Raw genomic sequence first — 25,888 nt, forward strand, 5'->3', positions numbered from 1 at the left:
CCGGTGGATGCAAGGAGCCGGCGTTACAGGGCTTCGAACGGAACGTCCTTGACGGAACTGGCGAAGCCATTGAAGACTTCATTCACCTTGTCCCAATTGGGAAGCTTCTTCATGTTGGCCATCCATCGCTGCACGTTGGGGTAAGGCGTGAAATCGCATTTGATGATTTCGCCCAGCGTGACGAGGCCGATGCCGAGGTAGTCAGCGATGGTGATGTCGTTGCCGCAAAGGTAGGTATTGTCCGGACCGATGTAATGCTTGTCGAGAACGGAAAGCCAGTTGGCCGCGCGTTCTTTGCCCCAGGCAATGGTGGCGGCCTGCACCTCGGGGGTCGGGCGCTTGTGATGCGGAAAGATCTGAGGGTAGGCCACTCCGTATCCGTAGTCGCGGTAGAAGCCGGTGTTGAGCCAGTCCATCATTTCGTTGACTTTGGCGCGCTTCTGCAGGTCCTTGGGATAGGCGGGCAGATTGAACTTGTCGGCCAGGTATTTCAGGATGGCCGAGGACTCAGTCAGGCGGAAGTCTCCATCCTCCAGCACGGGGACCTGCCGGCTGGGGTTGATCCCGGTGAAGTCCGCGCCATAGTGCTCCCCCGTCATCAAATCCACAACCTGTTCGTCCATGGGGATGTTGTTCTCGGCAACGAAGAGCCTCACCGGACGGCTGGTCATGGAGACAGGGTGCATGTAGAGCTTCATTGAAATTCCTTCAGGAAGAAAAAATGGGGAAGGAGATTGGGCACGAATTTCGATTTCCCTGTCAACGCCGAGGTCTGGCCAGACTCGACCGCCGGCCCTGTCAGGGGCGACTCGCATTTCCAGATGCCTGCGGGTCTGGCTCGCGCATCAGCCACTGGCCAGCGCTGAGCCTGCAGGGATCCGGTTATTTCAAGGCTCTCAGGAACTCGTTCCGCAGCTGGTCGGACGTCTCAAAACAGCCCGCGAAGGCCTGCGTCACCACCCGCTCGTCGCCGCGCCGGTCCTCGCCCAGCAAGAGGCAGAGTTGCTCCGCCTCGATGATGCAGGCGCCGCCGGCGGCAAGGCCATGGGTGACCAGTGCGTCGGCGATGTCGCGGGTCATCCATTCCTGGTAGGTAAAGCGATGGCCGATGGCATCGACCATGCGCGCGATGCGGCCAAAGCCGTGCAGGCGCCCGCCAGGAATGTAGGCCACATGGGCGACGCCCCGGAAAGGCACCAGATGGTGCGGGCAGACACCGTGGATCGCGATGCCGCGGATCACGACCATGTCGGTGCGGGCATCCGGAAAGCCATCCCCCAGCGCAGCGGCGGGATCCAGGTCATAGCCGCCGAGCAGGCGCTTTTGCCAGAGTTCCCGAACCCGTTGGGCCGTGCGTCCCATGTGGGCCATGTCGGGTGCGATTCCGCAGGCCGCCAGCAGATCGGTCACCGCGGACTCAAAGGCGACGGGATCGAAGGCCTTGCTGCGCGCGATGCCGACGCCGACGGCGCAGCCGGCTGGCGGGTGGTGATCGTCGCAATGACTCATGTTGGTTCGCTCCTTTGCCCCGACACTGTTGCGCCAGTCTAGCCGCGTCCGGTGCCCGGTGCCCCGGCTTCCCGTGCAGGCCACGGGCGCCGGCCTCGTTTCAACCTACACCACGCCAGACGCGTGGAGCTGCCTGATTGCCTCGGCAGCGTAACCCAGTTCCCTCAGGATTTCATCAGTGTGTTCGCCCAGCACGGGTGCGCTGCGGTGAAAGCCGGCAGGCGTGTCCGACAGGTCGACCGGGTGCGGCGCCAGCGGATAGCTGGCCGCCATGCCCGCAAACTGGCGCATCGGCAACATGTCGCTGGCCTGAATATGCGGGTCGTCCAGCGCTTCCTGCGGGCTGTAGACCGGCCCGGCCGGTATCTTGGCCTTTGCCAGCGCCGCGAGGACTTCGTCGCGCGTGCGGCTTTCACACCAGTGCGCCATCACGGTGCTGACCATGGAACTGTTCTACCCGCGCAGGGCGTCGCTTGCCAGCCGGGGATCGGCCTTGAGGTCGACGCGTCCCACCATGTCGCACCAGCGCTCGAACATGGCCTGCCCCACCGACTGCACCACCAGCCAGCCGGTGCGGGTTCGAAACAGGTCGCCCGGCGCGGCCAGGTAGCCACGATTGCCTTGCGGCACGCGGTCGGGTGCGCGCACCGCCTGCTCGATCAGGATGGAGTTGGTGTGGATCAGGCCGGAGCGCAGCAGTGAACCTTCGACCAGCTGGCCGCGGCCGCTGCGTTCCCGGGCCCAGAGTGCGGCCAGAGTGCCCATCGCGCAGGCCTGTGCGGTGGAGACATCCACGTAGTTGACCGTGGCGCGCACCGGTGCGTCGGGCAGTCCGGACATGTACATGGCGCCGCTCATGGCCTGGCCCACCGAGTCGAAGCCCGGTAGCGGGCTGTAAGGACCAACGGATCCGTAGGCGGTGGCCACCGTCAGCACCGCGCGCGGGTTGAGGGCCGACACGGTGTCCCAGTCCAGCCCGAGGTTGCGCAGCGTGGCGGGCGGCAGGTTCGCCACGATCACGTCAGCGCCGGCGATCAGTTCGCGCACGATGCGCCGGCCATCGTCGCTGGCCAGATCCAAGGTGAGGCAGCGTTTGTTGCGGTTCATCTGCAGGTACAGGCCGCCTTCGCCGGTGTCGGCCACGTTGGGCACGAACCGGTCTTCGCCACCTTCGATGCGCTCGATGCGGATCACGTCGGCGCCGTGGTCGCCCAGCAGGGCAGCGCAGTAGGGGCCGGCGATGAAGCGACCGAAGTCGAGGACGCGGATGCCTTGCAGGAGACTCATGAGATGGCGGTGAAGAGGGTTGGCGCAAAGTCTAGGGGAGTGTCCCTGCGGCCTCCTGTCGCGCGCGCGTCCACGGGGGACTCTTCGACGGATCCCCGGCAAAGGAGGCGTGGGTAAACTCGTCAGTCCCATCCCACAACAGGATTCCCCCATGAGCGAACTGGTGACCTACGAGCTGAATGACGGCATCGCCGTGCTGACTCTGAACAATGGCAAAGTCAATGCGCTGTCGCCCGAGGTCATCGTGGCCCTCAATGAGGCCCTGGACCGCGCACAGGAGGCCGGCGCCATCGTGGTCCTGACCGGACAGCCGGGCATCCTGTCGGGTGGCTATGACCTCAAGGTCATGATGAAGGGGCCGGAGCAAGCGATCGCCTTGGTCACGGCCGGCTCCGCGCTGACGCGGCGCATGCTGGCCCACCCCCAGCCGATCATCGTGGCCTGCGGCGGTCACGCGGTGGCAAAAGGGGCGTTCCTCCTGCTGGCCTCGGACTACCGGCTGGGTGTGGAAGGGGAATTCCTCATTGGTCTGAACGAGGTGCAGATCGGCATGACGATGCACCACGTCGGGATCCTGCTGGCGCGTGACCGCCTGAGCCCCGCGATGTTTCAGCGCAGTGTGATCAATGCCGAGATGTTCACCCCGCAGGCCGCGCTGGCCGCGGGCTTCCTGGACCGGGTGGTGGCGCCGGATCAGCTGATGGCCGCCGCGCTGGACGTAGCGCAGCAGATGAAGAAGCTCAACCCCGGGGCGCACCGCCATACCAAGCTCAAGGCCCGAAAAGCTTTGCTGGAGGCGCTGGACAGCGCCATCGTGACGGACGGCCGCACCAGCGTGGTCGGCTGAGCGCCGCCTTTGTGCCGCTGCGGGCTGGCCCTGTTCGGACCAGGACCTGCGCCTGTCCGGGGTTCTGCGAGGGTCAGCGCCCGGTCGGCGAATATCCGGGAAGGCTGGTCGGGGGGATGGTCTTTGCAGGAACGGCGGAATTGGCGGATGGCCGCTCGAAGGTCCGCACGTTGGCAAAGATCGTCGACATCACGTTGTCGCCGCGCGCCACCTCGGATTCCTTGCGGCCGCCGACCGGGATGCAGTCGCTGGAAAGGGTTTCGATCGAAAACACCATGGTCGCGCCTTCGCCGAAGCGGGCCGGCACGGTTTCGTGCAGGGGGTAAGACAGGTTGACCGGGGTGGTGTCGGACTGGTAGAGGGTCTTGCCGTCCTTGCCCATCACGGTGTAGCAGGCCGCTGACGCGCTGGCGCAAAGAACGCAGCTGGTGGCCAGTGCAAGCAGTTTCTTCATAAGCTCCATCCTCCTTCGCATTCCATCGTCTGGCGTGCCGACGGACCTGCCAGACGCCCCCCTATTGTCAACCCGATTGACCCGTCTTGTCGAATGCGGGTGCGGGCGGCTTCGGTCCGGACACCGCCCGGGGCCCGTCGCGCGCCCCGAAGGTTCACCGTGTCAGGAAATCGAGGTACTTGGTCGCGAATTTTCCGTAGGGGGGCCACAGAAACTTGATGGCGCTGAAGGGGGCCTGGTAGAACACCGGCCGCAGCTTGGAGAAGGTCACGAAGCCTTCATAGCCGTGGTAGTGACCCATGCCGCTGTCACCAATGCCGCCGAAGGGCATGTCGTGCTGCCCCGTGTGCAGCACGATGTCGTTGACGGTGACGCCGCCCGACATGACGCGATGGATCAGATCGTGAATCAGCCGCTTGTCATTGCTGAAGGGGTAGAAAGCCAGCGGGCGCGGGCCGGCGTTGATGGCGTTCACCACCTCGTCGACCGAGGTGTACGGGATGACCGGCAGCACCGGTCCGAAGATCTCGCGCGTGCGCAGTTCGCAGTCGGCAGGCGCGTTCAGGACGATATGCGGCGCGATCTTGCGCGTGGCCGCATCCCATTTCGGGCCGGGCACGAGTTGCACCAGGGTCGCGCCGCGCTCCTGCGCTTCTTCGAGGGCACGGGTGATGCGGTTGAACGCACGCTCGTCGATGACCGAGGTGAAATCCGGGCTGTCCAGCGAGGGGTAGCGGGCCGACACGGTGCGGCGCGCAATCTCGACGAACTCGCTGACCTTGTGCTGTGGCACAAAGACATGGTCGGCCGTGGTGCAGATCTGGCCGGCGTTGAAGTATTTGAAAAACGTGATCCGCTCGGTGGCCTTCTGCAACGGGAAATCGTCGCAGACCAGAGCCGGGGCCTTGCCGCCAAGTTCCAGGGTCACTGGGCAGAGGTTGGTTGATGCCGCCGCCATCACGGCGCGCCCGGTCAGCCCGGAGCCCGTGAACAGGATATGGTCGAACTTGAGCTTGGAGAACTCGATGCCGACGCCGCCGGTTTCGTCAAAGAAGGCCAGCTTGTCCTTGGGGAAGTAGGCAGGCGCCTTGTCGATCAGCAGTTGTGCCAGGCGGCGCGAGTTCTCCGACATCTTGACCATGCAGCGGTTGCCCGCGGCGAAAGCCGACGTCAGGCCACCAAAGCACAGGAAGATCGGGAAATTCCACGGCACGATGTGCCCGACCACGCCCACGGGCTGTGGAATCACACGGTTGCTGGCGCCGAAGAAGTTCTTCAGGTCCACGCTGCGCCGTTGCGGCTTCATCCACTTCCTCAGGTGGCTGATCGCATGGTCCACGCCGTCGATGACACCGTAAAACTCGGCAAACAGGGTCTCGTGACGCGAGCGGTTGCCGTAGTCGGCGCTGATCGCATCCAGGATGGCTTCACGGTGGTCGCGCAGGAAGGTCTGCAGCTTGCGCAGGTCGGCCTTGCGTTGCTCCAGATCGGGATAGGGGTGTGCCAGGTAGGCATCACGCTGCAACTGGAGGGTTTGCTCCAGTTCATTGCGGATCACTTCGACGGGCGTCTCGGCAAACAGGGGAATGGCGGACATGGGGTACCTCGTTGTTCGGAGCGGAAATCCTATACCGTCGCTACGGGTTCGGAAAGACGAAGGGGCATGCCCCTCTGGCGTGCCGATGGCAGGATGCCATCCGGGCAGGCGCATGAGACTAAGGCCGAGACGGGGCCGCGACTGTCAGGCATCCGACAATCGAGGGTTTTCACGGGGCCGCCGCGGGCGGTGATGCGTCACAGGGCTGGCAGTCTGCCCTCTGGATCGAGATCACTTCGCAATCTGTAGCAAAGGATCACCAGCCGGCGCTGGGAATTGACTGATATGGACCGCAAGGACGGGGTCGAAGCCGGTTCTGGCGAGAAAGAGGTTGACGAGCCTTGACCCCGGCACTGGCTCCACAGTTAGGGCTGCTTGGTTCCCCACCTGACCCGGTTGGCCGCTTCACCATGCGGGAAGGCCCGTCAACCGCTATTGTAGGCGACGCAAGGCTTCCGCGCGTCCGAAGGTGAGGGTCAGCAACTGCAACACGTCCGCTCGCAGGGCGGCGCGGGCGTCGGCGTCTGGGTGTGCACCCAAGCGTGCCAGCAGGCGGCCGGCCTTCGGATGGCAGCAACCCGCCAAAGCCTGAACCAGCACGGCCGTCTCAGGGTCGGCGTCGGCCAGTACCGTGTCGGCAAGAGCGAAATCCTGGCTGTCGATGTGTTGCAGCATGGGTGGAAGGCGGTTCGGGCCTGCTGAGTCAGCGGGGGTGGCACACCGTGCCGGGCGAACCGGATCTCAAGTTATTGTGCGTTGCAGCATACTCTCGATTGACTGACAGAAGGTGAACCCCACGCGACATCTGGTCATTCTGGAAGCAGGTCTCTAATTCGGGCTTTGCGGCCGGTTGCGGACGTCGGCCCGTAGAATCGGTTCATGTCTTACCTCGTGCTTGCCCGCAAATACCGGCCCCGGAATTTCGCCGAAATGGTCGGCCAGGAGCATGTGGTGCTGGCCTTGAGCAATGCACTGGCCACGCAGCGCCTGCACCACGCCTACCTTTTTACCGGGACGCGCGGCGTGGGCAAGACAACGGTATCGCGGATTCTGGCCAAGTCGCTCAATTGCCAGGGTCCTGACGGGCAAGGCGGCATCACGGCGACGCCTTGTGGCGTGTGCCAGGCTTGTCAGGACATCGATGCCGGCCGCTTCATTGACTACACCGAACTCGACGCCGCCTCGAACCGCGGGGTCGACGAAGTGCAGGCCCTGCTGGAGCAAGCTGTGTACAAGCCCGTGCAGGGGCGCTTCAAGGTCTTCATGATCGACGAAGTGCACATGTTGACCAATCACGCCTTCAACTCCATGCTCAAGACGCTGGAGGAGCCGCCGGAGTACCTGAAATTCGTGCTGGCCACCACCGATCCGCAGAAGGTGCCGGTGACGGTGCTGAGCCGCTGCCTGCAGTTCAACCTGCGCCCGATGGCGCCGGAGACCGTACTGGAGCACCTGCAGACGGTGCTCCTCAACGAGCAGGTGCCGGCGGACGTGCAGGCCTTGCGCCTGATTGCCCGTGCCGCCCGGGGCTCGATGCGCGACGCCCTGAGCCTGACCGATCAGGCCATCGCCTTCGGCTCCGGCCAGTTGCAGGAAGCCACGGTGCGCCAGATGCTGGGCAGCGTGGACCGCACCTATGTCTTCCAACTCATCGATGCGCTGGCGCGCGCCGATGGCCGGACCGTGGTGGATGTCTCAGAGACTCTGCGCATCAACGGTTTGAATGCGGCTTCGACGCTGGAAGAAATGAGCACGGTGCTGCAGCGCATGGCGGTGCTGCAGGCGGTGCCGGGCCTGGTGGCCGATGACGCGGCCGACCCCGACGCGGCGGAAACCGCGCGGCTGGCGGCGCTGATGCCTCCTGACGAGACCCAGCTGCTTTACAGCCTGTGCCTGCACGGGCGTGGCGAGCTCGGCCTGGGGCCGGATGAATATGCCGCGCTGACGATGGTGCTGCTGCGCCTGCTGGCGTTCAAGCCCGACGCGCAGCGGGCGCCGGCTGAAAAAAAAACTCTGAATCCGGCCAGCCGGCCCGCTGAAAGGCCAGCGCGTGCGGCGCACTCAGTGGCACCGCAGGTAGCCGCCGCAGCAGCCCCTGTCGCGCCACAGCAATCCCCGCAGGCGGGACAACCGGTACCCGTCACCCCATTGCCGCCGGGGCAGGTGCTGCCCGTGATCGATTCGGCGCCTGTATCTGCCGTTTTCGAAGTAAATAGCCAAAAACCCAGCGTGGAAAGGTCGAAGTCCGCTACGGATATCGTAGCGGTTCCGGTGCGGGTGCAAGCCGAACCCGAACCCGAACCGGCGCTTTCGACGGGTGCGGCTGACGGGGCGGACCTCGCCGCCGTGCCGGCGGACATTCGGGCGGACAACGACGGTGATTTCTGGTACGCCCTGGTGCGCCAGCTGATCAGTGCCGAGGCGGTGGCAGCACTCACGCGGGAACTGGCATTGCAGTCGCAGCTGGTGGCGCGCGACGGCGAAGACTGGCTGCTGCGCATCGAGCGGGAATCCCTGAACCAGCCGGCAGCCCGTGATCGCCTGCAGCAGGCGCTGAAGGCGGCGGGTCATCCGGCGCGCCTGGCCATCGAAGTCGGGCGCGTGACCGACAGCCCGGGGCGGCGCAACGCACAGGCCGTGGCCGAGAAAATGCGCGAAGCCGAGGCGGTGATTCATGCCGATCCCTTCGTTCAGGCGATGATGCGGGACTTTGGCGCGAAAATCGTGCCCGGAAGCATCAAACCTGTCTGATTTCATTCATCCAACACCATCAGGAATCCCATGTTCAACAAAGGACAACTTGCCGGCCTCATGAAGCAGGCCCAGGCCATGCAGGACAACCTCAAGAAGGCGCAGGACGAACTCGCATTCATCGAAGTCGAGGGCGAGTCCGGCGCCGGCCTGGTCAAAGTGCTGATGACGTGCAAGCACGACGTCAAGCGCGTCACGATCGACCCCAGTCTGCTGGCCGACGACAAGGACATGCTGGAGGATCTGGTGGCCGCTGCTTTCAATGCGGCTGTGCGCAAGGCCGAGGAGACCTCCCAGGAAAAGATGGGCAAGCTCACGGCCGGGATGCCAGGCCTGCCAGGCGGCATGAAGTTCCCCTTTTGAGCCGCGCGCTGTCCGTGCAAGAGGTGCCATCGGGGGCTCGGTCACCAGGTTCCCCGGTTGCCGATCCGCGTTCGCCCTTGTGGCCTGGCCTGTCCGTGCCGGAGCTTGCACCCTTCGCCTTGTCGCTGTCGCCATTGCCATGTCCGATACCAATGCCCTTGACGCGCTGATCCAGTCGCTGCGCCGCCTGCCGGGCGTGGGCGTGAAGTCGGCTTCCCGCATGGCGTTTCACCTGCTGCAGCATGACCGCGACGGCGCGCGTGCGCTGGCGCGCTCGCTGGAGGAAGCGACCCAGCGAATCCGCCACTGCGCGATGTGCCACACGTTTACCGAGGCCGAGGTGTGCAGCACCTGCCTCGACGCCCGGCGCGATCACAGCAAGCTGTGCGTCGTCGAGACGCCGGCCGACCAGTCGGCCGTGGAGCGTACGGCCGCCTTTCGCGGTCTGTACTTTGTCCTCATGGGCAAACTCAGCCCGTTGGACGGGATCGGCCCCAAAGAAATCGGTCTGCAGAAGCTGTTTGATCGGGCCACCGACGGCACGGTGCGCGAGGTGATCCTGGCGACCAACTTCACGGCCGAAGGCGAGGCCACCGCGCATGTGATCGGTGAGGGACTGCGCCTGCGCGGCCTGCAGGTGACACGCCTGGCGCGCGGCGTTCCCGCTGGCAGTGAACTGGAATACGTGGATCTGGGCACCATTGCCCATGCCATGGTGGACCGGCGCTGAAAGGCTCCGGGCGCGGCAGCCTGATTGCTCGTGTTTTTGTAGCGGATTGTGACCATTTGACGCTGGGAAAAGCGGGAAAGGATCATTGAAATGAACAACAGCCTGATGGCGGCCCGCTTTACCGTGGCCTACGGATGTGTCTTGATCGCTGCGCTGTTGCCGATTGTTTGCGCGGCGATCGCCAAATGGGGCCAGTTCAACAAGCCGCGCCGCGAGGGCGGCTATGACAATGGCGATCCGCGCGCCTGGCTGGCGCGCCAGACCGATTGGCGCGCCCGCGCCAACGCTGCCCAGGCGAACAGCTTCGAGGCCCTGCCTTTCTTCATTGGCGCGGTGATCATCGCGCACCTGCTCGGTGCCAACCAGGCGCGCCTGGATGTGCTGGCGCTGTTGTTCATCGTGCTGCGCGTGCTCTACATCATGATGTACGTGGCCGGTATTCCGACAGTCCGTTCCGCGGTCTGGACGCTGGCCCTGCTGGTGAACATCGGCATCCTGTTCATCGGCTACCGTTGAAAGGCCCCTGCGGCCTGGTGGCTGCAAGCGCGGGCTTAAGTGAAAACCCGCTCGGGATGTTCCCGATGCCTGCGCGGGCCGCTTTGGATACGCTTGTCATCACAACAACAATGACAGGCGAGGGCCCATCGTGCCGCTTCCCGATCCGATTCGACGACGTTCGCTGGCGGCGGCTGCCGCGCTGCTGGCATCCGGTGCTGCGGTGCGCGGCAGCTTGGCGCAGATCCGTCCGGAAGAGGGGCGGGTTGCGATTGCAGTCGGCGCACGAAGCACCGTTTCCTACCTGCCGTTGACGATCGCCGCGCAGCTGGGTTATTTCAGGGCAGAAGGGCTTGATGTCAGGCTGATCGATCTTCCCGACGAAGCCGGTGCGCTGCAGGCGCTGGGCGCTGGCGCGGCCGATGTGGCCAGCTGCACCTACGAGCACACCATCCGGCTGCAGGCCCGCGGTCCCGCCCTGCAGTCCTTCGTGCTGCAGGGCCGCACGCCCCAGATTGCCGTCGGCATCTCCACTCGCACGATGTCAGGCTACCGCGGCGTGGCGGACCTGCGGGGCCGCCGGATCGGGGTCTCCGCATCGGAGTCGGCGACCCAGAGCGTGCTGGGCATTCTGCTGCGCCGCGGTGGACTGACACCGGCCGACGTGAGCCTTGTCAGTGTGGGCATGGGCGCTGGCGCGTTGAATGCGCTGCGTTCCGGCCAGATCGACGCGATCAGCAACGTGGAGCCGGTCATGACCATGCTGGAGCATCGGGGGGACGTGCGGATCCTTGCCGATACGCGCTCGCTCGCTGGCGCACAGGATATCCTGGGTGGCCCAATGCCCGCGGGCTGCCTCTGTGCATCGACCGAGTACGTCCAGAAGCATCCCGCCACCTGCCAGGCCCTGGCCCATGCGATCGTCCGGGCGTTGAAATGGCTGCGCACCGCCGGCCCCGGCGACATCGTTCGGACCGTGCCCGAGGAATACTTGCTGGGCGACCGCGGCCTGTACCTCCTGTCACTGGCCAAGGTGATCGAGGCGTTCTCGCTGGACGGCCTGATGCCGCAGGACGGGGCCCGCACCGCGTTGCGCGTGCTGCAGGACGGGGACGTTTCGGTTCGAGCCGACCGGGTCAATCTCGGGCAGACCTACACCAACACCTTCGCCCGCGTGGCCAAGGATCGTTTCAAGGCCTGAACGCCGCGGTGCGCCGGTCAGGCGCTGGCACCCGTGCCCAACGCCGTCAGCGCTTCGCCTTCGCGGCGGGTTTGGCAGCCGCTTTGGTGGACGGGCTGCTGGTGCGCGGCGCGCCTTTGGTCGTACTGGGGCGCGCCGGCGCGCGCGCGCCAGCAGCCGGTGCCGGTGTGCGGGCCTGCGCGCGGGGTGCGGCTGAACGCGAGGGCAGGAACAGCACGACCGACTGTCCCTTTCGCAGGCCGCCCGCCGCAAGCCCCGGGTTCCACTCCGCCAGGTTGGTAGCGCTGACGCCATAGCGCTGGGACAGGCTGGCCGACGTGTCGCCCTTGCGGGCCTGGACCACGCTGCGCTTGAGCACCACGTCGGGGGCCAGGGACATCTGGCCATGATCGGCCACACTGGGGGCGACGTCGGCGTCCAGAAGGGTCGAGCGCGTGACGAGCAGCGACGAACCGGCCTTGATCAGCATATTGGGCGGAATGCTGTTGATGCTGCGAAAGTCGGATTCGACCATTCCCACGCGCCGGGCCGCATCGCTGGGTTTCATCGTCGAAGGCGCCACCCAGGCCGTCCAGCTGGCCAGGCGTGCGCCGTTGTAGGCGTCCAGATTGCGCTGAAAGGTGGCGGCGTTGTCCCACGGCAGCAGGATCTGGGGCGTGCCCGCAGCCATGATGACGGGGCGGTTCATCGACGGGTTCAGGGCCTTGAAGTCGTCCAGCGGGACTTCCGCCAGTTGCGCGGCCAGCGCGACGTCGATGTCACGGGTGATGGTGACGGTATCAAAGTAAGGATGGTTGCCGATGTCGGGCAATTTGGCGCGGAAACCATCAGGCGAGGCGATGATGTTCTTCACCGCCTGCAACTTGGGCACGTAGTACCGCGTCTCGGCCGGCATGTTGAGCTCGCTATAGCTCAGGCCCAGGCCGGCGGCCTTGTTTCGCGCCAGGGCGCGGCTGACGCTGCCTTCTCCCCAGTTGTAGGCCGCCAGCGCGAGCTCCCAGTCGCCGAACATGCCGTACAGCTTCTGCAGGTAGTCCAGCGCAGCCCGGGTGGATTCGAGCACATCGCGCCGGTCATCGCGGAACGCGTTCTGCTTGAGTTCGAAGTATTTTCCGGTGGCGGGCATGAACTGCCACATGCCGGCCGCCTTGGCGCTGGATACGGCCTGGGGATTGAAGGCGCTTTCGATGAACGGCAGCAGTGCAATCTCGGTGGGCATGTTGCGCCGCTCCAGCTCCTCCACGATGTAGAACAGGTATTTGCGGGAGCGCTCGGTCATGCGCAGCATGTAGTCGGGCCGGGTGGCGTACCACTGTTCGCGGTCGCGAACCAGTTCGGTGTCCAGATTCGGCATGGCAAAGCCGCGCCGGATGCGTTCCCACAGGTCGTTCGGCGGGCGCAGCATGGCCACGGCTTGCGAACTGGCTTCGGCCGCCGCCAGAGGTTGCATGATGTCGGGCGCCTGCGTCGCAGGCTTCGGGGCGGCCGTTTGCGCGCTGCTTCCCGCGTCCGGTTTGGACGCCGAATCGCTGCCGCCGGTGGTCGTGGCGCAACCGGACAGCACGAGGGCTGCGGCCATGCACAAGGCCTTCAGGCATCGCACGGGATTCATCGGAATTCGTTCTTCCACTGCCGAAGCGAGGCAAACACGGCGGCGGCATCGTCCGCGGTGCTCCGCCATGCCTGCACCGCGCCCTTGACCGAGGCTTCGCGGCTGCGCAGGAAGGGGTTGATCTGCAACTCTGTCGCAAGGGTGGAGGGCAGGGTCGGTTGTTCGCGCTGGCGAAGGGCCATGCAATCCTGCTCGTACTGCTGCAGGGCCGCGTTGCCCGGCTCCACCGCTCGGGCAAAACGCAGGTTCGACAAGGTGTACTCATGGGTGCAGCAGACCCGGGTGTTGCCCGGCAGGGCGGCCAGCCGGTCGAGAGAGGCCAGCATCTGGGCCGGCGTGCCCTCGAAGAGCCGGCCGCAGCCGCCCGAGAACAAGGTGTCGCCGCAGAACAGCAGGGGTGCGCCATCGATGTCGCTGGCCCAGAAAGCGATATGGCCTGCCGTATGTCCGGGGACATCGAGCACGGACCATGCAACGCCCAGTGCGGTCACGGTGTCGCCATCGTGCAGCGGGATGAAGGGCTCGGGGATGGCCTCGCGCGCCGGGCCCCAGACGGTGGCCCCCGTGGCTTCACGCAGTTCGGACACGCCTGCGGTGTGGTCCGGATGGTGGTGCGTGACTAGAATGGCCTCCAGATCAAGTCCCGTGGAATGCAACGCCTTCAAGACGGGCTGCGCGTCGCCGGGATCGACCACCAGCGCGCGGCGCCCGTCGTGCAGCAGCCAGATGTAGTTGTCGGAAAAGGCCGGCAGCGCAATGATGTTCATGGAACCCGAGATTATAGGAAGCACCGCCGGTTTGCACGAATGGTTCCAGACGCCGCCGGGTCGGTACCTCCTGGAGTGGGAGCGCGCCCAGTTCGACCGTGCGGTTGCGGACATCTTCGGCTATCACGCGTTGCAGCTCGGCATGCCCGACCTCGACGCGCTGGGCAGCAACCGCATGCCCCACCGGTGGCTTGCTCTCGATGCGGCAGGTTTTGCGGCTTCGAGTGGCACCGCGGCTGTGGAGCCCACCGGTTCACGGGGTGAGGTCGGCGACACGGCAGCGGCCAGCCGGCTCGCCCTGCGCGCGGATTACGCGGCACTGCCGTTTCCCGAACGCAGCCTGGACCTGGTGGTTCTGCCGCACACGCTGGAACTCAACGTCGACCCCCATGCCACCTTGCGCGAGGTCGACCGCGTGCTGGTTCCCGAGGGGCGGGTGGTGATCTGTGGCCTTAATCCCGCCAGTCTGTGGGGCTTGAGGCAGCGTCGCGCCAACCTGACGCGACGCCTGGGGATCGGCGAGCCCTACCTGCCCGACACCGGGGAATTCATCGGCTACTGGCGCATGCGCGACTGGCTGCGTCTGCTCGGTTTCGAGGTGGAGTCCAGCCGTTTCGGTTGTTACCGCCCGGCGGTTCGGTCCGCCCGCTGGCTGGCCCGCTTCGAGTGGATGGACCGCCTGGGCGAGCGGTGGTGGCCCATTTTCGGTGCCGCCTATTTCATCATCGGCGTCAAGCGGGTCCATGGCATGCGCCTGATGAGCCCGGCATGGAAGTCCACGATGGCGCTCGCGAAAAATCCTGTTTCCATAGCAAACTATCACCAGCCGGAGCTGGGATCAACGGAAAAAAGCATTGAATCACATTGAAATCCACACCGATGGCGCCTGCAAGGGCAATCCGGGCCCCGGCGGCTGGGGCGTCTTGCTGCGATCAGGGCACACCGAGAAGGAACTGTTCGGCGGCGAACTGGCCACCACCAACAATCGCATGGAGCTGACCGCCGTGATCGAGGCGCTGGCGGCGCTCAAGCGCCCCTGCAAGGTGTCCTTGTATCTGGACAGCGAGTACGTTCGCAAAGGCATCACGGAATGGATCCACGGCTGGAAGGCCCGGGGCTGGCGCACCGCTTCGAAGCAGCCGGTCAAGAATGTAGAGCTGTGGCAGCGACTGGACGAACTGGTTGCCACGGCCGGGCACCACATCGAGTGGCACTGGGTCCGCGGCCACACCGGAGATCCGGGCAACGAGCGCGCCGACGCGCTCGCCAATCGGGGCGTCGATCAGGTGCTTGGGCGTCGCTGACAGTCGGCGGGCCGATGTAAAGGTCAGGTAAATCGTCCGGGCTGCGCTACGGGTTTGTACTGATCCTGCGACCCTGCCGTTCGCTGGCCTGTCCCGCGGGTGCTACATTGCAGCGACTTGCGCTCCAGGCCGCTTGCGCCTTGGTTCCTGACCATTCCAACTGTTCATTTCATGGCATCCAAAGTTCTTTACACCGTGGTCGCGGTCGTCGGCATCGCCGCGGCTTCGGGTGCGGCCTGGTGGTACCAGAACAAACCCTCGACCGGCGGTGCAGGCCCGAGTTCGGCGGGCGGATCGCCTGGCGCCGCAGCTCCCCAGACCGGTGCCAGTGCGGCCGGGCCGGCACGACCGGCTGCGGTGGAGGTGGCGCGTGTCGAGGTCATGCGACTGATCGACGATACGCAGGCGGTGGGCAGCCTGCGTTCGCGCCAGGGTGTTGTGTTGCGCCCAGAGGTCAGCGGACGCATCACGCAGCTCAACTTTCGCGACGGCGAGCGGGTGAGCAAGGGCCAGTTGCTGGTCCAGTTCGACGATCAGTTGCCCGCCGCCCAGCTCAAGCAGAGCCTGGCCGAGCAGTCCATCGCTGCGGCCAATCACAAGCGTAACCAGGACCTGCTCGCACAGAAGTTCGTCAGCCAGCGGTCGGTCGAGGAGAGCGCGGCCAACCTGGAGGTGGCCCAGGCGAAAGTGGCGCTGGCGCAGGCCACGCTGGAACGCCTGAAGGTGAAGGCGCCCTTCGACGGCATTGCCGGCATCCGCCTGGTCAACCAGGGCGACTACCTCAAGGATGGCGCCGACATTGTCAATATCGAGGATATCGATGCCGTCTTCGTCGATTTCCGCTTGCCCGAGCGTTTCCAGTCCAAGGTCAGGAAAGGCCAGCGCGCCCAGGTCGATCTGGACGCGCTGCCGGGACGCAAATTCACGGCCGTCATCCAGGCGGTGGATCCCTTGCTCGATACCAACGGCCGCTCGGTCGGGGTGCGTGCCTGCATTGACAACCGCCAGCTGCAGCTGCGTCCCGGCATGTTTGCGCGGGTCACGCCCGTCTTCGGCGAGCGTGAGAACGCAATCGTCGTCCCCGAAGAGGCCGTGGTGCCCCAGGGACAGAAGGCGTATGTGATCAAGGTGGTCGATGGCGCTGAAAAGGACAGCAAGGTGTCGCAACGCGTGGAGGTGAGGGTCGGCATCCGGCGTCCGGGCAAGGTGGAGATCGTCGAAGGGCTGAGGGAGGGCGACACGGTGGTCATCGCCGGCCAGCAGCGGATCCAGAAGGACGGCTCGGCACTGCGTGTTCTGGACATCAATCGCCCCCGCGGGGAGGGTGCGCCTGCGGTTGCGGCCAGTGCGGCGGGCGCGGGACAGCCGCCTGCGATGGGTGCCCCGGCTGCAACGGCTCCCGCATCGGCGCCGGCGGCGACCGGATCTGCGCCGCCACTGCCTGCGCGGCTGGCCGCAGCGGCCAAGGCGCCGCAGGGGCCGAATCCCTGTCTCGTGGAAGTCGGCGGCGGTGCGCCCCGGGGTGAAGGTGGTTCGGGGCGCTCGGGCGATGGATTAGGACGCAAAGGTGAGATGCGTGCTGCGCCGGCCCGGTCCTGAACGGGCCATCTCTTAGGTGATGCCATGAAGCTCTCTGAAGTTTCCATTCGCCGCCCCGTCTTTGCGACGGTGCTGTCGCTGCTGGTCTTGCTGATCGGGATGGTGAGCTTTACCAAGCTGTCGATCCGCGAGTACCCGAAGATCGACGAACCGGTCGTCACCGTCAGCGTGAAGTACGCGGGCGCATCGGCCGAGGTCATGGAGTCGCAGGTCACCAAGCCGCTGGAAGACTCCATCGCCGGCATCGATGCGGTGGACGTGATCACCTCCATCAGCCGTGCGGAACAGGCGCAGATCACGGTGCGCTTCCGCCTGGAGAAGGACGCCGATTCGGCGGCGGCCGAGGTGCGCGACCGGACCTCCCGCGTGCGCAACCGGCTGCCGCAAGCCATTGACGAGCCGGTCATCGCCAAGGTCGAAGCCGATGCGTTCCCGGTGATCTGGCTGTCCTTCACCAGTGACACCTTGAGCGGCTTGCAGATCAACGACCTGGTCAGCCGCATTGTCAAGCCGCGCCTGCAGACGGTGACCGGTGCAGCCGATGTGCGCATCTTCGGCGAGCGCAAGTACGCCATGCGCGTCTGGCTCGACCCCGACAAGCTGGCCGCCTACAAGCTGACCACCCAAGACGCCGAGGATGCCATCCGGCGCAGCAACCTGGAGGTGCCGGCGGGACGCATCGAGTCCACCCAGCGCGAGTTCAGCGTGACCTCACAGACCGACCTGACGCGGCCGTCCCAGTTTTCCGACATCATCATCAAGAATGCCAACGGCTTCCCGGTCCGCATCCGCGACGTGGGACGCGTGCAGGAAGCAGCCGCTGACGAGCGCAGCGGCTCACGCCTCAACGGCAAGGTGGCCATCACGGTCGGGGTGATTCGTCAGGCCACGGCCAACCCATTGGAGCTGAGCCGCGGCGTGCGCGCCATGATCCCCAAGCTCAAGGCCGACCTGCCGCCCGGCATTTCGATCGATGTCGCCAACGACAACTCGGTGTTCATCGAAAAGTCGATCCAGAGTGTGTTCCAGACCATTGTCGAGGCGATCGTGCTGGTGGCCTTGGTGATCTTTGTCTTCCTGCGCACCGTTCGCGCCTCCATCATCCCGATCATCACCATCCCGGTGTGTCTGATCGGCACCTTTGCGCTCATGGCGCTGGCCGGTTTCACCATCAACACGCTGACCCTGTTGGCACTGGTGCTGGCGATCGGCCTGGTGGTCGACGATGCGATCGTGGTGCTTGAGAACATTTACCGGCACATCGAGGAAGGCATGGATCCGTTCTCGGCCTCGATCAAGGGGGTGCGGGAGGTTGGCTTCGCAGTCGTGGCCATGACGCTGACGCTGGTGGCGGTGTATGCGCCGCTGGCGTTCACGCCGGGGCGCACCGGTCGCCTGTTCATCGAGTTTGCCCTCGCGCTGGCCGGGGCGGTGGCCGTGTCGGGCTTCATTGCCCTGACGCTGTCGCCGATGATGTGTTCGCTGCTGCTGAAGCACAACCCGAATCCGAGCTGGTTCGACAGCCACATGGAGCGCTGGCTCAATGCCCTGACCGCGGGTTACCAGCGGGTGCTGACCTGGCTGGTGACCACACGCTACGACCGCAGCCGGTCTCAGGTGGGTGCTGGTCATTCGTTGCGCAGGATGATGATGGATGCACGCTGGATCGTGATCGCGGTGATGGTGCTCTCGGGCATCGGTATCGCGATCGTGCTGCCCGGCATGAAACGCGAACTGTCGCCGCTGGAGGACCGGGGGCAGGTGCTGGCGGTGGTCACCGCACCAGATGGCGCCACGCTGGACTACACCAATCGCTATGTCGGTGCCATCGAACGCATGGGCCAGCCCTACAAGGAGTTTGACCGGATCTTCGTCTCCTCCGGCAACCCCACGGTGTCCCAGGCCAATGTGTTCTTCCGCGCCATCGACTGGGACCAGCGCAGCCGCTCCGTGCTCGACGTCGCGCGCGAGCTGCAACCCAAGATGGCCGGACTGGCCGGGGTGACGGCTTTCCCGATCACGCCGCCTTCGCTGGGGCAGGGGTTTCGGGAGCGGCCCGTCAATTTCGTGCTGATCACCACCGACAGTTACCAGAATCTGGCAGCCGTGACGCGCCAGTTCATGGACGAGATTGCCAAGAACCCTGGCATCGTCAGCGCCGATATCGACCTGCGCCTGAACAAGCCCGAGCTCAAGATCGATGTCAACCGGGAAAAAGCGGCGGACCTGGGTGTCAGCGTCGACGTCGTGGCCCGGGCGATCGAGACCATGCTGGGCGGCCGGCAGGTGACCCGCTACAAACGCGAGGGCGACCAGTTCGACGTGATCGTGCAGACGCAGGCCTCGGGCCGCGATACGCCCGACGACGTGGAGAAGATCTTCGTGCGCGGGCGCAACGACACGATGATTCCGCTGGCATCACTCGTCACCGTGCGCGAATCGGTGGCACCCCGCGAACTGAACCATTTCAGCCAGCGCCGTTCCGTGTCGATCACGGCCAACCTTGCGCCGGATTATTCGCTGGGCCAGGCGCTGGACTTCCTGGACGCCACAGCGGCCAAGCTGCTCAAGCCCGGCTACACCACCGACCTCAACGGAACGTCGCGCGAGTTCCGCAATTCGCAGGGTGCGCTGGGCATCGTGTTTGTGCTGGCGCTGCTGTTCATCTTCCTGGTGCTGGCGGCGCAGTTCGAGAGCTTTGTCGATCCGCTGGTGATCATGCTGTCGGTGCCGCTGTCGATGATCGGCGCGTTGCTGGCCCTGAAATGGTCCGGGGGCTCGCTGAACGTCTATTCACAGATCGGCCTGATCACCCTGGTGGGGTTGATTACCAAACACGGGATCCTGATCGTCGAATTCACCAACCAGCTGCGCGAGCACGGAATGGACATGACGGCGGCCGTGGTCAAGGGCGCGTCACAGCGCTTGCGGCCGATTCTCATGACCACCGGCGCGATGGTGCTGGGCGCGATTCCGCTGGCGCTGGCGCATGGCGCCGGGTCCGAGAGCCGGCAGCAGATCGGCTGGGTGATCGTGGGGGGCATGTCGCTGGGCACCTTGCTGACCATCTTCGTCGTCCCGACGATCTACACCCTGCTGGCGCGCAAAGCGGTGCCCGGGCCGATCACGGCCGAAGCCAAGGATGGTCAGCTGGCCGAGCCTGGAACGGACGGCGCGGGGACGACCCGCCTCGGTCATCCCGGTGGCGCCGGCACTCAGTCGGCGTAACGCTGCAGCACGTATTCGCCGGGCGCTTCGCCCAGCACCGCGTGTGCCGGAGTTGCCCGCGCTGCCTGTTTACGGGATGACTGTTTTGCGAGCCACTGGTGCCAGGCCGGCCACCAGGAGCCTTCATGCGGAATGGCTTGGGCCGCCCATTCTTCAGGTTCGACCCAGGGCCCGTGCGCCGGGCGCGCGGCGATCCGGTAGCTGCGGTGGGCATGGCCCGGCTCGGAAATGATGCCGGCGTTGTGGCCGCCGCTGGTCAGCACGAAGGTCATCTCGGCGTCGCACAGGTGGTGCAGCTTGTAGACCGAACGCCACGGCGAGATGTGGTCGCGCTCGGTGCCGACCATGAACACCGGCAGGCGCAGGTCGGCCAGCGAGACGGCGCGTCCGTCCACGCGGTAGCTGCTGGTGGCCAGCGCGTTGTTCAGGTACAGCGAGGTCAGGTACTCGTGGTGCATGCGCGCCGGCATGCGGGTGGCGTCGGCGTTCCAGGCCATCAGGTCGTTCGGCTGCTCGCGCTCGCCCATCAGGTATTCGCGCATGCGCCGGGTCCACACCAGGTCGCGCGAATGCAGGAACTGGAACGAACCGGCCATCTGCTTGCCGCTCAGGTAGCCCTGGCCGAGCGTGATGTTGTCCAGGAATCCGATCTGGCTTTCGTCGATGAACAGGCCCAGTTCTCCGGGTTCCGAGAAGTCCGTCTGCGCGGCCAGCAAGGTGAGCGTCTTGAGCGGAGGAAGTCCGGCATAGCCCATGACACCGTGCCGGCCGGCCTTCGCGAGGGCTGCCGCCGCGATGGCAAGCAATGTGCCGCCCAGGCAATAGCCCATGGCATGCACCGGTGCGGGCTTGTCCTGCAGGTGGCCGATGGCCTGCAACACATCGAGCACGCCGAGCTTCAGGTAGTCGTCCATGGTCAGGTCGTGGTCGGACGCATCCGGATTGCGCCACGACAGCATGTAGACGGTGTGCCCCTGGCTCACGAGGTAGCGCACCATCGAGTTTTCCGGCGACAGGTCCAGGATGTAGAACTTCATGATCCACGACGGGATGATGAGGATCGGCTCGGGATGCACGGTGGCCGTCTGGGCGTCGTAGCGGATCAGTTCGACCAGGCGGTTGCGGTGCACGACCTTGCCCGGCGTCACCGCCACATCGCGCCCGACCTTGAAGCGGTCCTGCTGCGCCAGGTCATCCGGTGTGGGCACGCCGCTGACGTCGGCCATCCAGTTGTGCAGGCCCTTGAGCAGGTGAGCGCCATTGGACTGGGCCACGTCCTGCAGCACCACGGGGTTCGTGGCCAGCCAGTTGGCGGGAGCCATCACGCCCAGCCATTGCCGGGCAAAGAAACGGGCGAGGTCGGCATGATGCGCGGTCATTCCGGGAACCCGGGTGGCTTCGCGCCAGAACGCCTCCGTGTTGCGGAAGCCGGCGCGCATCTGGCTGAAGGGCCAATGGCCCCAGGCCTCGTGGCGAAAACGCGGATCATCATCAGCGGCTGCGTCGGCCTCGTCACGGGCTTGGGTGTTCAGCGCGTCGCGGGTCAGCTGAGTGGCGAGCGCGGCCAGTTCCATCTGCCGTCCGGGCGATACGCCGAGATGCCAGGCCCAATCGGCCATCGCCAAAGCCAGCGAAATCGGAGAAAGTGATCCGCTCACAGGGGCGGCAGCCGCGTGGACCAGACGGTCCAGGCGCTGGGTGGGCGTCTCTTCGACGCGGGGCGGGGAGACATGGGGTGCGACTTGGGTGTTGGAGCGTGTCATGGCATGGGGCCGCGCGGATGTGATGTGTACACCCACCGGGTGTCTCTGGCGCGTGCCTGAGCCGATTTTGAAATCCTTGGCGCCCTGTGCTGTTGATGCGGGTCAAGACCCGATCGATTGTCGGCCAAGCAAAGCGGCGGTCCTGTCCCGCCGGGGATCGCGCGACGTTGATCCAGCGCAAGGTCGGTGTTTCCCGCCGTCCTAGCATGAGCCCATGGCCCCCGTGTTCGATCCTTATCGGCTGGCTTCGGTGTCGCTGGATGTGCTGGCGGCGGGCCGGGCTGGGCCGGGTGCCCTTGCAGCGCGACAGCGCGCCCGCCTGGCACGCTTGCGTGAGACCATCGTCCGTGCGTCCCGCTTTTACCGCGAGCATCTGGCGGGCATCGGGCCGGAGGTCCCGCTGGCGGAACTGCCACCGGTGACCCGCCAGGCGCTGATGGCGCGGTTCGATGACTGGGTCACGGACCCGCAGCTCCGGTTGGCCGACCTGAAGGCCTTTACCGCTGATCCCGATGCGATCGGCCAGGCCTACCTGGGTCGCTACGTCGTCTGGGAGAGCTCGGGCACCAGCCATCAGCCGGGCGTCTTCGTGCAGGATGCGGCAACGATGGCCGTGTACGACGCCCTGGAGGCGCTGCGCCGCAGCGCGCCGCTCTCGACGCAGCGCTGGAGCGATCCGCTGTACCTGAGCGAGCGTCTGGCCTTCGTGGGGGTCCTGGGCGGCCACTTTGCCAGCCATGTGTCGATCGAGCGCCTGCGCCAGCTCAATCCGTGGATGCGCCGCAGTTTCCGCAGTTTCTCCATCCTGCAGCCGGTTGCCGAACTGGTCGAAGCGCTCAACAGCTATGCGCCCACGGTGATCGCCACCTATCCGACAGTGGCGGTGTTGCTGGCTGACGAGGCCCGGCGCGGCGCCCTCAGGTTCAGGCCACGCGAACTCTGGACCGGTGGCGAGACGCTGGGGCCGGCGGTGCGCCGGCGGATCGAACAGGCACTGGGCGGCACGGTGCGCAACAGCTATGGCGCCTCCGAGTTCCTCACGATGGGCTGGGAATGTGGCCACGGCCACATGCATCTGAATGCCGATTGGCTCATCCTCGAGCCAGTCGACGAGCACGGATGCGCGGTCCCTCCGGGGCAGCCCTCATGTTCGACCCTGCTGACCCACCTCGCGAATACCGTGCAGCCGCTGATCCGCTACGACCTTGGTGACCAGGTCACTGTCGTCGATGCCCCCTGCGCCTGTGGCTCCTCCATGCCGGTGATCGAGGTGCAGGGACGACGCGACGACCCCGTGGTGATGGCCGGACCCGATGGCCGGTCCGTGACCCTCCTGCCGATGGCGCTGACCACCGTGATCGAGGAGCAGGCGGGCGTGTATGACTTTCAGCTGCGCCAGGTCGATGCCCGCACGCTTGCCCTGCGCCTGCCCGGCGACGACGAGGCAGCGGCCGCCGCGATGGCCCGCTGCCGGGCCGCGCTGCTCGCCTTCGCCGCCACGCAGGGTGTGAAAGGCCTGCGGCTGCTGGAAGAAACAGGGAAGCCCGTGCGGCGTGGGCGCAGCGGCAAGGCCTGTCGCGTGATTGCCGGCGGCCACTGAACCTTGGGACGCATCAGAGCCAGCCGAAACGCCGGCCGTACCATGTCTTCATGACCTGGGTGAGTGCCGCATAACCACAAAGCAGCACCACCAGCCAGACGAAGTAAAGCGGCGGCAAAGCCTGCAGCTTGAAATAGGGCGCCAGCGGGCCCATGGGCAGAAACACGCCAGCCGCCGCGATCACCAGCGTCATCACCAGCAGCGGCGGGGCAGCGCGGCTTTGGACGAAGGGCATGCGCGGCGTGCGCAGCAGGTGCACCACCAGCGTCTGGGTCAGCACGCCGAACACGAACCAGCCGGACTGGAACAGGGTCTGTTGCGCGATGCTGCTGGCGCCGAAGCCGAACCACATCAGCGCGAACAGCGCCAGGTCGAACACCGAACTGACCGGACCGAAGAACAACATGAAGCGCCCGATGGCGGCGGGTTGCCAGTGCAGCGGCCGGGTCACCAACTCTTCATCCACGTTGTCGAACGGGATGGCCGCCTGCGACACGTCATAAAGCAGGTTCTGCACCAGCAGGTGCATCGGCAGCATCGGCAGGAAGGGGATGAAGGCGCTGGCCAGCAGCACCGACAGCACGTTGCCGAAATTGGAGCTGGCCGTCATGCGGATGTACTTGAGCATGTTGACGAAGGTGCGCCGGCCCTCCAGCACGCCCTGGTCCAGCACCATGAGGTTCTTCTCCAGCAGGATGATGTCGGCGGCCTCCTTGGCAATGTCCACGGCCGTGTCCACCGAGATGCCGATGTCCGCGACATGCAGCGCCGCAGCGTCGTTGATGCCGTCGCCGAGGTACCCGACCACATGGCCGTTGCCCTTGAGCAGGCGCACGATGCGCTCCTTGTGCGCGGGCGTCAGCTTGGCGAACACCGTGGTGGTCTCGGCGACGGCGGCGAGCCGCGCATCGTCCAGTGCCTCGATGTCCGAACCCAGCAGCACCTTGCCCGGTGCCAGGCCCACGTCGTGGCAGATCTTGGCGGTGACGGCTTCGTTGTCGCCGGTGAGAATCTTCACGGTGATGCCATGGCTGGCCAGCGCGGCCAGTGCCGGGGCCGTGGTTTCCTTGGGCGGATCGAGGAAGGCCACGTAGCCGACCAGCGTCAAAGCCGATTCGTCAGCGACGCCATAGTCTGTTTTTTCAGGAGGAAGCTCCCTCACCGCAACGGCCACCACGCGCAGCCCCTGGGCGTTGAGCGCGCCGGTGAGCGACTGCTGCCGGGCGAGCAACTCCGGCGTCAATGGCTCGCTGGCCGTTGCGCGCTGCACCTGCGTGCACGCGGCCAGCACCTCCTCGACCGCACCCTTGCAGACCAGGAGATGGCGCTGGTCGCGCTCGGCCACCACCACCGACATGCGCCTGCGCCTGAAGTCGAAGGGCATCTCGTCCACCATCGCGTAGTCCTGGGCCACATTCATCTCGCGGTGGACGTCCGCGTGCTTGAGCACCGCCACGTCGAGCAGGTTTTTCAGGCCGGTCTGGTAGTAGCTGTTCAGGTAGGCCATCTTCAGCACCTGCGCCGACTCGTTGCCCCAGGCGTCGGGGTGCTGCGCCAGCACGATCCGGTCCTGCGTCAGCGTGCCCGTCTTGTCGGTGCACAGCACGTCCATCGCGCCGAAGTTCTGGATCGCGTCCAGCCGCTTCACGATCACCTTCTTGCGCGACAGGAACACCGCACCGCGCGCCAGCGTGGAGGTCACGATCATCGGCAGCATTTCCGGTGTCATGCCCACGGCGATCGACAGCGCGAACAGCATCGCCTGCAGCCAGTCACCCTTGGTGAAGCCGTTGAGCAGCAGCACCAGCGGCACCATGATCGCCATGAAGCGGATCAGCAGCCAGCTGACGCGGTTCACCCCGGTCTGGAAGGAGGTCGGCGAGCGGTCGGTGCTGGATACCCGCTGCGCCAGCGCGCCGAAATAGGTCTGCTTGCCAGTGGCCAGAACCACGGCAGTGGCCGAACCTGACACCACGTTGGTGCCCATGAACAGGATGTTGTCGAGCTCCAGCGGGTTGATCGTTTTCGCATCGCGCTGAGCGGGGAATTTCTCGACCGGCATGGATTCGCCGGTCATCGCGGACTGGCCGACGAACAGGTCCTTGGCCGAAAGCAGCCGCAGGTCGGCCGGAATCATATCGCCGGCCGACAGCACCAGCACCTCACCGGGAACCAGCCGGCGGATGGGCACCTCGATCCGGCGCGGCCCGGCTGCGCTGGCGCCGGTTGCCTGGCCCGCCGCCGGGGCGTCGCCCTGGGCACGCCGCAGCACGGTGGCGGTGCTGCTCACCATGGACTTGAGCTTGTCGGCGGCCTCGTGGGATCGGCTTTCCTGCCAGAAACGCAGACCGGTGGACAGCACGACCATGGCCGTGATGACGGTGGCAGCCTTGATGTCATCCGTCGCCCAGGAGATCGCAGCCAGCACGGTCAGCAGCAGGTTGAACGGGTTGCGGTAGCAGTGCCAGAGGTGCTGCCACCACGGCAGGGGTTTCTCGTGTTCGACCTCATTCGGGCCACAGCGGCGCAATGCGGCGCGGGCTTCCGGTTCGGTCAGCCCGTCGGCGTGGCTGGCCAGCGAACGCAGGACGTCGGCGGGTTCGGCGCGGGCCGCCTCGGTCAACGTCTTGCCGAGGACGTCCGGCATCTCCCGGCTGATGGAGGTGCCGGCCAGCGACTCCAGCATCGCCATGCGCCGGAACAGCCGGTGGATGGCCCGTGTGTGCAGGAAACGAGCGAAGAAGCCGGGATGTCTGGCGCGGTTCATGGGTGGCCTGAAAG

Annotated in this window: 20 protein-coding genes, 1 other RNA gene and 1 pseudogene; 11 read left to right on the forward strand and 11 right to left on the reverse strand. The window is 65.7% G+C overall.

Going from position 1 to position 25,888, the window contains the following annotated elements:
• Positions 1-23: 23 nt before the first annotated feature.
• The 3 genes and pseudogenes from ACMUOY_RS14390 to ACMUOY_RS14400 all read right to left on the reverse strand — a co-directional run bounded on the left by ACMUOY_RS14390 (position 24) and on the right by ACMUOY_RS14400 (position 2,949).
• Positions 24-815, reverse strand: coding sequence for a glutathione S-transferase family protein (locus ACMUOY_RS14390; protein ID WP_413893421.1), 792 nt, complete (start codon positions 813-815; stop codon positions 24-26).
• Between the two features lie 67 nt (positions 816-882).
• Entirely contained in the window at positions 883-1,509 is a 627-nt protein-coding gene (gene folE, locus ACMUOY_RS14395) for a GTP cyclohydrolase I FolE (RefSeq protein WP_413893422.1), read from the reverse strand.
• 105 nt (positions 1,510-1,614) lie between these two features.
• Positions 1,615-2,949, reverse strand: a pseudogene (locus ACMUOY_RS14400) (CaiB/BaiF CoA transferase family protein).
• Here ACMUOY_RS14400 and ACMUOY_RS14405 point away from each other — a divergent pair.
• Entirely contained in the window at positions 2,948-3,643 is a 696-nt protein-coding gene (locus tag ACMUOY_RS14405) for a crotonase/enoyl-CoA hydratase family protein (RefSeq protein ID WP_413893423.1), read from the forward strand. The pseudogene ACMUOY_RS14400 and the gene ACMUOY_RS14405 sit on opposite strands and share 2 nt — an antisense overlap.
• A gap of 73 nt (positions 3,644-3,716) precedes the next feature.
• Here ACMUOY_RS14405 and ACMUOY_RS14410 read toward each other — a convergent pair whose 3' ends face one another.
• The 4 genes from ACMUOY_RS14410 to ACMUOY_RS14425 form a co-directional block, all read right to left on the reverse strand.
• Positions 3,717-4,097 (reverse strand): hypothetical protein, encoded by a 381-nt coding sequence (locus ACMUOY_RS14410; RefSeq protein WP_413893424.1) that lies wholly within the window; start codon positions 4,095-4,097, stop codon positions 3,717-3,719.
• 154 nt (positions 4,098-4,251) lie between these two features.
• Entirely contained in the window at positions 4,252-5,694 is a 1,443-nt protein-coding gene (locus ACMUOY_RS14415) for a coniferyl aldehyde dehydrogenase (RefSeq protein WP_413893425.1), read from the reverse strand.
• A 330-nt stretch (positions 5,695-6,024) separates the two neighbouring features.
• Positions 6,025-6,121: signal recognition particle sRNA small type (gene ffs, locus ACMUOY_RS14420), an RNA gene on the reverse strand.
• A 5-nt stretch (positions 6,122-6,126) separates the two neighbouring features.
• The gene (locus ACMUOY_RS14425; RefSeq protein ID WP_413893426.1) at positions 6,127-6,369 is read right to left on the reverse strand and encodes a hypothetical protein; all 243 of its coding nucleotides are present in this window, start codon (positions 6,367-6,369) and stop codon (positions 6,127-6,129) included.
• Positions 6,370-6,573: 204 nt separating this feature from the next.
• On the opposite strand from ACMUOY_RS14425, the gene dnaX reads away from it, so the two are divergent.
• The 5 genes from dnaX to ACMUOY_RS14450 all read left to right on the forward strand — a co-directional run bounded on the left by dnaX (position 6,574) and on the right by ACMUOY_RS14450 (position 11,234).
• Complete coding sequence (dnaX, locus tag ACMUOY_RS14430) at positions 6,574-8,445, forward strand: DNA polymerase III subunit gamma/tau (RefSeq protein WP_413893427.1); 1,872 nt, start codon at positions 6,574-6,576, stop codon at positions 8,443-8,445.
• 30 nt (positions 8,446-8,475) lie between these two features.
• Positions 8,476-8,808, forward strand: coding sequence for a YbaB/EbfC family nucleoid-associated protein (locus ACMUOY_RS14435; protein ID WP_413893428.1), 333 nt, complete (start codon positions 8,476-8,478; stop codon positions 8,806-8,808).
• A 139-nt stretch (positions 8,809-8,947) separates the two neighbouring features.
• The gene (gene recR / locus ACMUOY_RS14440) at positions 8,948-9,538 is read left to right on the forward strand and encodes a recombination mediator RecR (protein WP_413893429.1); all 591 of its coding nucleotides are present in this window, start codon (positions 8,948-8,950) and stop codon (positions 9,536-9,538) included.
• Between the two features lie 90 nt (positions 9,539-9,628).
• Entirely contained in the window at positions 9,629-10,054 is a 426-nt protein-coding gene (locus ACMUOY_RS14445; RefSeq protein ID WP_413893430.1) for an MAPEG family protein, read from the forward strand.
• A 130-nt stretch (positions 10,055-10,184) separates the two neighbouring features.
• Positions 10,185-11,234 (forward strand): ABC transporter substrate-binding protein, encoded by a 1,050-nt coding sequence (locus ACMUOY_RS14450; RefSeq protein WP_413893431.1) that lies wholly within the window; start codon positions 10,185-10,187, stop codon positions 11,232-11,234.
• A gap of 46 nt (positions 11,235-11,280) precedes the next feature.
• On the opposite strand, the gene ACMUOY_RS14455 is transcribed toward ACMUOY_RS14450, so the two are convergent.
• Both ACMUOY_RS14455 and gloB read right to left on the reverse strand, forming a co-directional pair.
• A complete protein-coding gene (locus ACMUOY_RS14455; RefSeq protein WP_413893469.1) occupies positions 11,281-12,837 on the reverse strand; it encodes a transglycosylase SLT domain-containing protein in 1,557 nt (518 codons plus the stop codon).
• 5 nt (positions 12,838-12,842) lie between these two features.
• Complete coding sequence (gloB, locus tag ACMUOY_RS14460) at positions 12,843-13,613, reverse strand: hydroxyacylglutathione hydrolase (RefSeq protein ID WP_413893432.1); 771 nt, start codon at positions 13,611-13,613, stop codon at positions 12,843-12,845.
• Positions 13,614-13,644: 31 nt separating this feature from the next.
• Here gloB and ACMUOY_RS14465 point away from each other — a divergent pair, with 31 nt between their 5' ends.
• From ACMUOY_RS14465 to ACMUOY_RS14480, 4 genes are all read left to right on the forward strand, one after another.
• Positions 13,645-14,481, forward strand: coding sequence for a class I SAM-dependent methyltransferase (locus tag ACMUOY_RS14465; RefSeq protein WP_413893470.1), 837 nt, complete (start codon positions 13,645-13,647; stop codon positions 14,479-14,481).
• The gene (gene rnhA, locus ACMUOY_RS14470; protein ID WP_413893433.1) at positions 14,468-14,917 is read left to right on the forward strand and encodes a ribonuclease H family protein; all 450 of its coding nucleotides are present in this window, start codon (positions 14,468-14,470) and stop codon (positions 14,915-14,917) included. The genes ACMUOY_RS14465 and rnhA overlap by 14 nt, the downstream gene beginning before the upstream one ends.
• A 171-nt stretch (positions 14,918-15,088) precedes the next feature.
• Positions 15,089-16,516 (forward strand): efflux RND transporter periplasmic adaptor subunit, encoded by a 1,428-nt coding sequence (locus ACMUOY_RS14475; RefSeq protein WP_413893434.1) that lies wholly within the window; start codon positions 15,089-15,091, stop codon positions 16,514-16,516.
• A gap of 24 nt (positions 16,517-16,540) precedes the next feature.
• A complete protein-coding gene (locus ACMUOY_RS14480; protein ID WP_413893435.1) occupies positions 16,541-19,744 on the forward strand; it encodes an efflux RND transporter permease subunit in 3,204 nt (1,067 codons plus the stop codon).
• On the opposite strand, the gene ACMUOY_RS14485 is transcribed toward ACMUOY_RS14480, so the two are convergent.
• Complete coding sequence (locus ACMUOY_RS14485) at positions 19,732-21,507, reverse strand: PHA/PHB synthase family protein (protein WP_413893436.1); 1,776 nt, start codon at positions 21,505-21,507, stop codon at positions 19,732-19,734. The two genes, ACMUOY_RS14480 and ACMUOY_RS14485, sit on opposite strands and share 13 nt — an antisense overlap.
• Positions 21,508-21,721: 214 nt before the next feature.
• On the opposite strand from ACMUOY_RS14485, the gene ACMUOY_RS14490 reads away from it, so the two are divergent.
• Positions 21,722-23,107, forward strand: coding sequence for a phenylacetate--CoA ligase family protein (locus ACMUOY_RS14490; RefSeq protein ID WP_413893437.1), 1,386 nt, complete (start codon positions 21,722-21,724; stop codon positions 23,105-23,107).
• 13 nt (positions 23,108-23,120) lie between these two features.
• Here the strand turns inward: ACMUOY_RS14490 and mgtA are convergent, their stop codons facing one another.
• The gene (gene mgtA, locus ACMUOY_RS14495) at positions 23,121-25,874 is read right to left on the reverse strand and encodes a magnesium-translocating P-type ATPase (RefSeq protein WP_413893438.1); all 2,754 of its coding nucleotides are present in this window, start codon (positions 25,872-25,874) and stop codon (positions 23,121-23,123) included.
• Between the last annotated feature and the right edge of the window lie 14 nt (positions 25,875-25,888).

This window comes from Candidatus Skiveiella danica (assembly GCF_022705245.1).
GTDB lineage: Bacteria > Pseudomonadota > Gammaproteobacteria > Burkholderiales > Burkholderiaceae_C > Skiveiella > Skiveiella danica.